The organism is Hyphomonas sp. CACIAM 19H1, from assembly GCF_003325995.1.
Classification (GTDB): Bacteria; Pseudomonadota; Alphaproteobacteria; order Caulobacterales; family Hyphomonadaceae; genus Hyphomonas; species Hyphomonas polymorpha.
Genome location: NZ_CP016437.1, coordinates 2,255,848 through 2,267,290, shown reverse-complemented (window position 1 = coordinate 2,267,290; position 11,443 = coordinate 2,255,848). Strand labels below are relative to the sequence as shown.

The window sequence follows — 11,443 nt, the reverse complement described above, 5'->3', positions numbered from 1 at the left end:
TGGCGGCCTCACGCCGTCAATGGGGACGCACGCGCAAGAGGGACAACAGAACCCGGAGACAGGCTTACCGGCCTGGTTGAATGGCGCTGCCGCCGCCTCGTTCCTGCGCCTGAAACGCAGCGCGCGGCGGCAGCCGGTTAGGCGGATACCTTCGGGGTCAGCTTGTCACGCAGTTCCCTTTTGAGGAACTTGCCGCTCGCATTGCGGGGCAGGGACTCGTCCAGCATCCAGATATAGCGGGGTACCTTGTGCTTCGCCATGATCGCCGCGCAATGCTCGCGCACGGCCTCGGCGCTCAGCGCTTCGCCTGGCTTGGCCACCACGGCGACACCCACTTCCTCGCCCAGCCGGTCATCGGGCACACCGAATACGCAGCATTCCGCAACGCCATTGTGGCGATAGATCGAGGATTCCACTTCGGCGCAATAGATGTTCTCCCCGCCGCGCAGCACCATATCCTTCTTGCGGTCCACGATGAAGATGAAGCCATCCTCATCGATGCGCGCCACATCGCCGGTGTGCAGCCAGCCATCCGTGATGCTCGCGGCAGTTGCCTCCGGCCGGTTGATATAGCCCTTGATGACGGATGATCCGCGTACCCACAGCTCGCCCACTTCGCCTGGGCCAACCGTCTTGCCATTATCGTCGACGCATTTGGCTTCAAAGCTCGGCATGGCCGGCCCCGCGCTGTCAGGCTTATCAACGAAGAAGTCGCCGGAAACGGACGTGATGATCCCGCAGGTCTCCGTCATGCCATAGCCAGTGGAAGGCCGCGCCGTGGCCACCTGTTTCTCGATCTTCAGCACCAGGTCCGGCGGCACCTGCGCGCCGCCCCCGGCCAGCGCCAGAAGGCTGGACGTGTCGGTCTTCTCGAAGTCGGGATGGTTGATCAATTCACGCGCCATCACAGGCACGCCGCTCATGCTGCTGACGCGTTCCTTCTCGATGATGCGCAGCGCCTCCCCCGCTTCCCAGCGATACATCAGCACCAGCTTGCCGCCGGCCGCCGTGGTGGCATAGGCGCCGCAATTATTGGCGGTCACATGGAACAGCGGTGTCGTAATCAGGGTCACGGGGATTGGCGGTTCGGCCGGCGGGGCCACGCCCGTCGCCCGTTCCACCGCCAGCGCCGAAGATGCGCCCGCAAACAGCATATTGAAGAGGTTCGACACACAGCCCCGATGGGTCAGCTGCGCGCCTTTCGGGAAACCAGTCGTGCCCGAGGTATAGAAGATGCAGGCGTCAGACTCCGGATCAACGGTCACCTCCGGCAGCGCCCCACCATGCGTGGCCACGACAGACCAGTCGATCAGCCCCGCCGGCATGTCCGGAATGCGCACGCCCACCAGCTGCATCCCTTTTACCATGTCAGGTTTTTCCTGAACCCGTGCCAGGCGCTCGGCATCAAGGAACAGCACCTTCGGCGCGGAGTCCGAAAGGCCATAATCCATCTCTTCGGCCGTCCACCAGGCGTTCATGCCCACCACGGTGATGCCGACGGCAAGACACGCCCAGTAGATCAGCATCCATTCAGGATAGTTGCGCATGGCAATGGCCACCCGGTCGCCCGGCTTCACGCCCTGCGCGAGCAGCCAGTTGGCCGTGGAGTTGGCAATCTCGTGCGCCTCGCCATAAGTCAGCCGCTCGTCCTGATAAACGAGGTAGGGGCGGTCGGCGAATTGCAGGGTTGAGAGCCAGACTTCCCGCACGCTGGGCGGCGCATTCTTGTAGGTGCGGATGCGATTGCCGAGGATTTCCGCCTCGATCACCTCGAACGCGCCTCCGGGGCCGGTCAGTTCTTCACGCGCCTTCAGCAGCTCGGCATAATGCATGGTCTCTCCCCAAAATCCTGTTTTGATCGTTTTGGGGGATCATACACACTCCGAAAACCGAAGGAACATTGACGCGACGGGAAGGGCTGCCAGGCCCTCTGCCGGCCGCCCTCAGAACCGCAGGACGCCCGACGCGCCGATATAGTGGATCGCCCCCGCCTCGGAGAGTTCCACATCATAGGAGGCCCGCGCCGTGAAGATGCTGGAACTGCTGTTGAAGGAGATCCCCGCGATCAGCGCGTCTCCGAACTCTTCCTCAGACCGGACGAGGAATGTCTGCTCCCCGTTGAGGAAGCGCGCAGTCGCTCCGTAGGGCGTCTCCAGCAACTCATGCCGCGCGCCGATCCGGGCTTCCGGGAATATGCGGTAGAGGCCGTTCTCCACGGTCCAGTCTGCGCCGAGTGCCAGGATCGCGGAGGCCGAGGCCCGCTCGGTATCAGCCTCGCTCAGTTCAAGCGCCAGCGCGGCATTGCGCAGCGCACTTTCCTTGTAGCCGTCCTGATGCAGGCGGAAATAATCAACCGAGATCTCGGGCCGCGCATAGAAGCTGCCCGCCTTGAATTGATGGCCGGCCGAAGCGGTGCTGGCGAAGCTGTATCCGCCCCAGTCCCCGCTCATGGAGTCGGAGATGTCCTGCTTGTCCAGAACATCTGCGCTATCGAGAAAGCTGTCAGCCTCGCCGGAGATGATATTCAGCTCCCGCAGGCTGCTGAAATTCACGCTGGATGCTTGCGCCGCCCCGCGCAGGAAGGTCGCGTTCCATTTCTTCAGGCCATACACGCCCAGCCCCGTGCTGGAAGTGTTGACCGGATTGTTGCCGCCCGTCTTCTCTTCATACCGCCCGGAATTGAAGCTCATCATCACCCCGAACGCGTCCAGAGACGGCATCGGAATGTCCAGCCCGCCCGTGAACCCAAAGCCTGTACCGTTGTAACCTGGCGTGTTGTCGGTGGTCTTGATGTCGGTGAAGGTCACGCTTTCCTGAACCCAAGCCTTCATGCCCTTTCCCGGCGAATTGGCCAGCAGGTTCATCTGGTCGGCCATCGCTCCGAATGTCGAGGTTGACTGTGCCCGCAGGAAGCGGGTCGACGCGTCTGTCCGCGCTGGCAACAGCTGGTCATAAGCCTGAAAGAAGGCCCCCTGGCTTGAGATGCCGGCAAACGCTTCGCTCAGCGTGTCGGAGGTGCCAAACAGTTCCAGCACGGCATCGAAAGCGGCCGTCTGATTGATGTCGAGGCCGAGTTCTTCGGTGGTTTTCAGCCGGTAGACGAGGTTCAACTGATCGCGCGCGCCTTCGATCAAGTTCAGTTCGGTCTGATAAATGTAAGGTGTGTCCGCAACCAGGGAAACGTCCCCGGAGGCAAGATCGGCCACGATGCCGGCAGCATCCACAATAGTGAACGTTGCTGCCGAATCCGACACCCCAGCAAACACCGGCGAAATCAGAACGCCATTGGCAAGCGACGCGGTGCCGCTCACCGTGAAGACAGGTGCATCCTGCACGCCGTCATCATCAATCTCCAGAATGAGGGTCGCGCCATTGCCCATCACAAGATTGGAAAGGGCCAGCGCCGTTCCGTCGCTGAGCTGCGCGCGCGATGCGTCCAGAGTGAGGGAAAGATCGCTGGCTGTGTTGGAAATCAGACCGGCATAGGTCGATCCGCCCGCAATCAGGAAGTCGGACGTGCCGGTATTGCTGAAGTCAATATCGCCTGTCAGGGTCGATTTGTTCAGCAGGCGTATAAGTGCGCCGTCCCCTCCGAAGCTGACATCGCCAGTTATTGCGGTGTTGCTGGAATTGAGTTCGTCCGAACCCGCGCCAAAATCCACATCCCCCGTCAACTTGCCCGCTTCCAGCTTCAACAGGTCGTCGCCGCTGCCGAAGAAGATGTTGCCTGTGATCGAAGGATCGAGGGTATCCAGCGAATTGATCACATCATCGCCGTTGGCGTCATAGGTTGCTTCGCGCTCATATTGGCGCAGCGTCACGCCGGTGGTATTCGCCCGCAGATCAAAAGCCGTCGCATCGCTTCGCGTGGTCAGGCTCACCCCGTCATTCAGATAGGTCGCAGTGATGGTGCCTGTGTTGGTGATCGTGCCCAGTGTTCCGGAAAGGTCGCGCACCGTGATCGCCTCACCTGCATTGCCGGTAGAGCGTGCAAGCAATGTCCCCGAGTTCACAAGCGAGGTGAGGCTGGCGGTTTCCCCAATCTCCAGCGCAATTGCATTGGCCGCTGTCTCCGTTGAGATCAGCGCCTGGATGGTGCCCTGGTTGTTCAAGGTGGGGGTTACGACATTGGTCCCCAGCCGGATGGCCGTGGCATTGGCTTCATAGGCAGACGCAGAGATGGTACCGATATTCTCGATACCGCCCGTGATGATCACCGAATGGCCAGTGCTGGCAGAGCCTTCGATCAGCAGGGCCGTGCCGTCAAAGCCCACATTGGTACCAGCCCCGGTAATCGCGCCGCGATTGATCAGGCTGTAATCATACGCGAACTGCGCCAGGACTTCGTCCGTGTCGTCATCATCATCGTCGTCAAGTGTATCCCGAACGGTTTCCAGAACGGTGCCCAGAACCAGATCTTCGCTCGCCGGTCCGTTCCAGTCGGCGCTGATCAACAGGGCTGGCGCAGAGCCATAACTGGTGATGCTGCCGGTTGAGCGGTTTTCGTTGAAGTCTTCGATCGTGTCCTTGGTCTCGTCATCATCCTCGTCGTCACTGAGGTCAGGGTCAGGCGCCGCGCCATTGATCAGAAGGCCCTGGCCAAGGCTGCCGCCCACCACGAAGGCCGGGCCTCCGGTGAGCAGTTCATCCGCATCAAGCCGCTCTTCCAGCGGCGTGGTATCGGTCGTTACCAGAGAAGGAGCCACGTAGTTCGTGGTCGAACTATATACGAACCCCGTCGAAATGACGCTGCCATTGACAGCAACAGCGCCCGTGGCGCCGTCATCAAGCCGCACACCGGTCGCGTTTTCTCCTCTGGCGCTGACAGATCCGCCAATCGTCACGTCGCCGTCCACACGTCCCGTGGCCGTGATGCCTTGCGCATTGTCGCCGGTAACGCTGATGCTGCCCTGGGTTCTGAGATTGCCGTTCAGCGGGCTCAGCAGCACCACCCCGGCAGAATCGTTGCCCTCAACCTGTATATACGAGCCGGACTGCAGGTGGATGGATCCCTCCATCGCCGCGCCTTGGCCCAGCAGGATGCCTGTCCGGTTGGTGCCGATGGCAAGCGGGCCGTCATCATCGTCATCATCATCGGTGTCGTCGCGGGTATAGTCCTCGATCAGCTGCACGGTGCCACTGATGGTAAGATTGCTCTGCACGCCGGGCTCGATACGTATGCCCACCGTATCGTCGGAATCCTCGATAAGGATCGTGCCATCCACCACCACATCATTGTCGGAGTCGATGGTCACGGCGGTGAAGCCCGGCGTGTCGGCCACCTCGATCGCACCGTCATCGGTGATCGTGAGGTCATCGGGCGCGCCGGTATTTGCCGTGGAGGTTCTTACTGCCGCTGTTGTGGTGGTCGTGATCTCGGCCGCACGGGCGCCGGTTACAATGGCAATGGAAGAAACGCTGAGAACAAGGATCTTGCGAAACAGGGGCATCAACAATCGGGTCCGTTAAATTTCAGGGGGTCCCCCTCGGAGGGGTGGGGGAAGCGCCGCGCTGTGGCTCCAGGGGGAGAAGGAGTGCAGAACGGTCGAAACCTCCGAGGGGAACGTCAGACAGGCACGAGGGGTGGGGGAGTGCGCTCTGTCTGAGCCCTGCTTCTATCCCCGGGCTCACTGCAAATGTGTGCCGCGAAACGGGGCTTGGCAGGCCCGATTATGGCGGGACGACACAACTTGTCCGGCAAGAAGCCGGAGGCGGGCAAAGGACTGACAAGCTTTATGCTTTGTAATGTCAGGTGGCGGCGCCGGGATATCCGAAACTGTCCGGTGCCTGAACCGGCCGTGTCACGAATTTAAGCTGCCGCGGCAAACTCCCGACACCTCTTGGCGCCAGATAGCCAGGGTCAGATGAACAGGCCTGAACCATGCACACCCCTTCCGGAGGCTCCATCCTTTTTGCTGGCGGGCACAGTCTTTCGCCGGAGGTTTTCGGCTGCGGGGACATCCGCCTGCTGGTGCGCAATGGTGAACGCGGTTGGCAGGGCGGCAGTATCGCCGTCTGTCTCTGGGAGGGAACCGATGGTTTCCCCTGGCAGCCCCGGCTGGCCAGGCGAACCGCAATGATCGACCCGGTTTCGGGGCAGAAATCCGTTGTGTTCATGGGGCTGCGGCCCGGGCGATACGCCGTGACCGCCTTTGCCGACAGCCACCGGAAAGGGCGGCTGGGGCGCACGCTTTTCGGCTGGCCTTCGGTGCCTGTTTTCCTTTCCGGATCAATGCTCTGGCAGCGGAACATGCGTTTCGACGATTACGCCCAGCGCATTACACAAAGCATAATCCTGGAGCTCAGGCTCGCACATGCCGAACTCAGCTTTGGCAGAACCAGTAATGGGGATAAGAACAATGACCGCAACAATAGACCAAGACAGAATGCAGACCCCACCGGAACAGTCCGCCGACCTGCCGCGCCTGCTCATCGTCGATGACGACTGGAACATTCGCGACAGCCTGAAACGCTTTTTCCAGTCTCAGGGTTTCGATGCCGATGTGGCTGAAAACGCCGTCGCGGCGCGCCGCAAGATACATGAGCGCGCGCCGGATCTGGTCATCCTCGACATCATGATGCCGGGCGAAGACGGCCTAAGCCTCTGCCGCAGCATTGCCGAACTCAAGACCATTCCGATCATCCTCGTAAGCGCCAAATCCGAGGAGATCGACCGTATCATCGGCCTGGAAATCGGGGCTGACGATTACGTCGCCAAGCCGTTCCATCCCAGGGAGTTGCTGGCGCGGGTGCGCGCCGTTCTGCGCCGGCTGGAAGCCAGCATGAGCGTTCAGTCTGGCGATGATGGCAAGCAGTTCTTTGAGTTTGACCGCTGGGTACTCGACATTCCCAAGCGCCGCCTGCGCCGCGATGATGGCATGGTCGTGCCGCTCAGCGCCACGGAGTTCCAGCTTCTGTTGGTCTTCCTGAAAAATCCCCGCGTCGTGCTCTCGCGGGAGCGTATCCTTGATCTCACCCGCATCAGCGATTCCGATGTGTTCGACCGCAGCGTCGACAGCCAGATCAGCCGCTTCCGCCGCAAGATCGAGATTGATCCGCGCGAACCCAAGATCATCACGACTGTCTGGGGCGGCGGCTACATGCTCGACGCTGACGTGCGCCGCCTATGAAACGCCTTTTTGCCGATACCCTCCTGACCCGGTCGATCCTGATCGTGGTGGCAGCCCTTATTGTTGCCCAGCTTCTGGCGATTATTACTTTCACGCTCATTGCACGGAATGTCTTCATTGCCATGCAACAGAAGGCGCAGGTGGAAGCTGCGCTTGACCTGATAAAGCTGGCCAGTGAGCAGCCCGATGAAGCGGCATTCGCTGAGGCGGCATCTGCCCACGCCAACGTTCTCTTCGTTCGCCGTGAAGACCGCGCCTTTGTGACGGCCGAAGACGAAACCGGTATGCAGGTGCATAGCAGATGGGCCGCGGCAGGCCGCAACGCCGGGCAGATAACCTCCTTCCGCATCAGCAGTGGACACAATGGCCTGGCAATGAATGTTCCCCGGCTTGATGTTGCCAGGCCAGCCGGTCAGCCGTCTGGAGAAGCAATGTTTCCAGGCCCTCCGCCACGCCGCGAAGATCACCGTTGGGAGGTTCCTGAGGGGGAAACCGGCTTGGAACGCCGGCCGCAAGGGCCATTGTCTGGCACTCCGCCTCGCGGCGAGGGCAAGCCTCTCATGCCGCCGGGTCCCGGTGGCGATTTCCGCCGGCCCCTTGGTTTTGGTGGTGGGGATGGCGAAATCAGCTTTCCCTCAAGGCTGGTGAATGTGTCGATCGAGTATACGCCGGGTCAGTGGGTCAATGTGCTGATGACCTCCGGAGCTGATCGCGGTCCTCCCATACAGCCTTTCGTTTATGTGCTGTCTCTCTCATTGCTCGCCGTTGCCATCGCCGCTGGCTTTGCGGCCCGGTGGATTTATCGTCCGCTGGAAGACCTGGCGCGCGCGTCCAAAGCGCTCGGCCGGGGCGAAAAACACATGCCGCTTCCGGTGTCCGGTCCGCGCGACCTGCGCAATGTGATGCAGGCGTTCAACACCATGGCCACTCGGCTTGAGGCGACTTTGCAGTCGCAGAAGGATGTCCTGGTCGCCATCGGGCACGATCTGCGCACGCCCCTCACCGCAATGCGGATACGCGCGGCCATGATCGAAGACGAAGCCGAGCGCGAAAAGATGGAACGGGCGCTGGCTGAACTTCAGAGCCTTACAGAAGCGGCCCTGCAAGCTGGAACTTCCAGTTTGCGTACGGACGAAAAGCTGATGACCGACCTCGGTGCGTTGGTCGAGAGCCTCAGCGAAGACCTGCGCGACATCGGTCAACCAGTCGCCTTCAATGAGCCAGATCAGCGCTTCGTCATCCGCGCCTGGCCGGAAGACCTCACCCGCGCCTTACGAAATATTATAATGAACGCCGTGCGCTATGGTGAGCGGGCACGTGTCCATCTGGAGGACAGGGGAAGTGAATGCGCGGTGATCATCGATGATGATGGCCCCGGCATCCCGGAAGCACAGATGGAGGCTGTCTTTGAACCTCTGGTTCGCCTTGAAAAATCAAGGAATACGGCAACCGGTGGCCATGGGCTCGGCCTTCACATTTCCCGCAATATCATCCTCGCGCATGGCGGTCATATCGAGCTTGCCAATCGCCCGGAAGGCGGCTGCCGCGCCACGGTAATCCTGCCGATCAGCAAGGCCTAGCGGGGGCAAGGCCAGATTGTGGCGCGCTGCCACAGTCTGGCGCATCTGCGGCAAAACCAGGCCAGCCCTGGCGGGATATGCACGCCAGACAGCCCGGCGATACCGGTTTTCCGGATCCGCCGGGATATGCTTCCAGCCAGGAACTGACTGCCCGTGAAAAACAAGCTTCTGAGCCTGACGGCGCTTTGCCGTGTTCCTTTCATTGCCTCCCTCAGCCTTGGCGCCGTTCTTCAGCCAGTGCTCCTCCCGGCCGCTCTGGCCCAGGAAGATCTGCTCGAAGGCACGGTCCGCACAATCCTTGTCGAGGGCAACCAGCGGATCGAGGCGCGCACCATCCAGTCCTATCTGCTGTTCGAGCCGGGAGACAGCTTCAACGCCGAGCGCATTGACCTCTCGCTGAAGACACTTTTCGCAACCGGTCTGTTTGCGGATGTTGTCATAGACCGGCGGGGCAATGATGTCGTCGTGCGGGTTGTGGAAAATCCCATCGTCAACCGCATCTCGTTTGAGGGAAACAAGGCCCTCAAGGAAGACAAGCTCCGGGAAGAGATCCAGATTGCGCCGCGCAGTCCGTTTACGGCGGCGCGGGTGAGTTCGGACGTCAACCGCATGATCGAACTCTACCGGCGCTCGGGCCGCTTTTCCGCGCGTATCCGGCCTGAATACAAAACTTTGTCCCAGAACCGGGTGGATGTTGTTTTCGTCATCGAGGAGGGGCCGACCAGCGGTGTGCGCGGCATCAACTTTATCGGCAACAAGGAATTTTCAGACGCCCGCCTGCGCAGCGAAATCGTCACCCGGCAGTCCCGCCCCTGGCGCTTTTTCAGCTCCAACGACAACTACGATTCCTCCCGTATGGAATACGACCGCGAAAAGCTTCGCGAGTTCTATCTCGACAAGGGCTATTATGATTTCCGCGTTGCCTCGGCGGTCGCCGAAATGGCGCCGGGGAAGAATGACTTCTTCATCACCTACACGGTGGACGAAGGCGTGCCGTACACCTTCGGTGAGATCAAGGTTGAAACCTCGCTGGCAAAACTTGATGCGGGATCCCTGCAGCGGCTTGTGCCGATGGCAGACACCGACCCTTTCCGCGGCAAGATGATCGAGCAGACGATTGACTCGCTCACTTATGCGGCTGGCGTAGCTGGCTACGCCTTCGTGGACATTCGCCCCATCGTGAAGGCGGACCCTCAAACCCGGCGCGTGGACATCACGTTCGTCGTCGATGAAGGCCCGCGCGTCTATATCGAACGGGTCAACATCGTCGGCAACACCCAGACGCTGGACCGTATCATCCGCCGGGAACTGCGCATTGCTGACGGCGATGCTTTCAACCGGGTACTGATAGACCGTTCAAGAAACCGCGCCCGCGCGCTTGGTTTCTTCAAGAATGTGACAGTGGAAGAAACCCCCGGCAGCGCGCCAGACAAGACCGAAGTGACCTACACCGTCGAGGAACAGTCCACCGGCGAGTTGTCCTTCTCCGCAGGCTTTTCGTCTACGGACAGTTTCCTGTTTGATGTGGGGCTCTCGCAGGCCAACCTGCTCGGCACAGGGCGCTCTGCAGGCCTTGACCTCTCGCTCAGCCAGCGCCAGCAGATCGCCTCTTTCCGTTTCACCGAGCCGCGCTTCATGGACCGCACCCTGTCTGCCGGCCTGATGGGATGGCTGTCGAGCTATGACTATACCGACGTGTCTTCCTATGAATCGACCTCTTATGGAGCTGGCCTCAACATGGCCTTTCCGGTGGCTGACCGCACCCAGCTGGGGCTGCGATACCGGCTGCAATATGACAGCGTGAACATCACAGACCAGAACATCGTCATCGATACGGAGGGGAACCTCGTATCCACCACCGTGCGCGATGCGGATGGCACTGTCCGCTCGCCGGTACCGGGCGACATCACCGATCCCAGCCAGCTGGTCGTAGATGTATGCGACATCCGCTATCGCTTCCGCAGCTCCAGCTGTACCAGCGAGACCGAAGGTATTTCCTCCATTCTCGGCTATTCGCTGACATGGGATGGCACCAACGACCCAATCGAGCCAACGCGTGGGATGAACATGCAGCTCAGCCAGGATGTTGCGGGCCTGGGCGGCGATGTGCAGACCCTGCGCACGGAGGCCAATGCCACAGGCTATTACGGTCTCACGCCCGCTCTGCGCGCTTCGCTGCGTCTGTCGGCCGGTCATATCCAGCCATGGGGCGATGACATGACCGTGCGGATCAACAACCGCTTCTTCCGGGGCGGTTCCAACTTCCGGGGCTTCGATGTGGCCGGCATCGGCCCGCGCCAGGTCGTGCGCTATTATGATCCCGAGACAGGCGAACAGGTGAGCATGGAAAGAGGGTCGGCGCTCGGTGGGAATTTCTATTACCAAGGCACGTTCGAGCTGACCGTGCCAAATTTCCTGCCCGAGGAATATGGCATCAAGAGCGCCTTCTTCGTCGATGCCGGGGGGCTCGGCAGCCTCTACGACCAGGACATCGTCGCCCCCATCGCCTATACGGATTCCACCACCGGCTATGACGCCATTCAGTATACGGAAACAGACGCGGCCTTCCGCGCGGCCACCGGCCTCAGCGTGATGTGGGACTCCCCGTTCGGCCCGCTGCGCTTCGACTTCTCCCAGGTGCTCCGCGCCGAAGACTATGACAAGAAGGAGACGTTCCGCTTCTCCACCACCACGCGGTTCTAGGCAGGCTTCCACTACGGCATGCTTCCCCGG

At 60.9% G+C, this 11,443-nt stretch carries 6 protein-coding genes; 4 read left to right on the top strand and 2 right to left on the bottom strand.

Features of this window, described 5'->3' with window-relative positions; genetic code table 11:
• Positions 1 to 137: 137 nt before the first annotated feature.
• Together BBF93_RS10565 and BBF93_RS10560 are read right to left on the bottom strand one after the other, a co-directional pair.
• On the bottom strand, positions 138 to 1,832 hold the full coding sequence (locus BBF93_RS10565; RefSeq protein WP_114105865.1) for a class I adenylate-forming enzyme family protein: 1,695 nt from the start codon (positions 1,830 to 1,832) through the stop codon (positions 138 to 140).
• 111 nt (positions 1,833 to 1,943) lie between these two features.
• Positions 1,944 to 5,450: an autotransporter outer membrane beta-barrel domain-containing protein gene (locus BBF93_RS10560; protein ID WP_114105864.1), complete on the bottom strand. Its 3,507-nt coding sequence runs from the start codon at positions 5,448 to 5,450 to the stop codon at positions 1,944 to 1,946.
• A gap of 431 nt (positions 5,451 to 5,881) precedes the next feature.
• Here BBF93_RS10560 and BBF93_RS10555 point away from each other — a divergent pair, with 431 nt between their 5' ends.
• From BBF93_RS10555 to bamA, 4 genes are all read left to right on the top strand, one after another.
• Positions 5,882 to 6,442, top strand: a complete 561-nt coding sequence (locus tag BBF93_RS10555) for a DUF2141 domain-containing protein (RefSeq protein ID WP_114105863.1) — start codon at positions 5,882 to 5,884, stop codon at positions 6,440 to 6,442.
• Complete coding sequence (locus BBF93_RS10550; protein WP_051612242.1) at positions 6,387 to 7,130, top strand: response regulator; 744 nt, start codon at positions 6,387 to 6,389, stop codon at positions 7,128 to 7,130. The genes BBF93_RS10555 and BBF93_RS10550 overlap by 56 nt, the downstream gene beginning before the upstream one ends.
• Entirely contained in the window at positions 7,127 to 8,710 is a 1,584-nt protein-coding gene (locus BBF93_RS10545) for a HAMP domain-containing sensor histidine kinase (RefSeq protein ID WP_114105862.1), read from the top strand. Before BBF93_RS10550 ends, BBF93_RS10545 begins: the two co-directional genes overlap by 4 nt.
• 153 nt (positions 8,711 to 8,863) lie before the next feature.
• On the top strand, positions 8,864 to 11,413 hold the full coding sequence (gene bamA / locus BBF93_RS10540) for an outer membrane protein assembly factor BamA (RefSeq protein WP_233349083.1): 2,550 nt from the start codon (positions 8,864 to 8,866) through the stop codon (positions 11,411 to 11,413).
• The last annotated feature ends 30 nt before the right edge of the window (positions 11,414 to 11,443 follow it).

Coding starts and splice junctions, on each gene's coding strand:
- BBF93_RS10565 (WP_114105865.1), bottom strand. CDS start 1,832: ATGCATTATGCCGAGCTGCTGAAGGCGCGTGAAGAACTGACCGGCCCC.
- BBF93_RS10560 (WP_114105864.1), bottom strand. CDS start 5,450: ATGCCCCTGTTTCGCAAGATCCTTGTTCTCAGCGTTTCTTCCATTGCC.
- BBF93_RS10555 (WP_114105863.1), top strand. CDS start 5,882: ATGCACACCCCTTCCGGAGGCTCCATCCTTTTTGCTGGCGGGCACAGT.
- BBF93_RS10550 (WP_051612242.1), top strand. CDS start 6,387: ATGCAGACCCCACCGGAACAGTCCGCCGACCTGCCGCGCCTGCTCATC.
- BBF93_RS10545 (WP_114105862.1), top strand. CDS start 7,127: ATGAAACGCCTTTTTGCCGATACCCTCCTGACCCGGTCGATCCTGATC.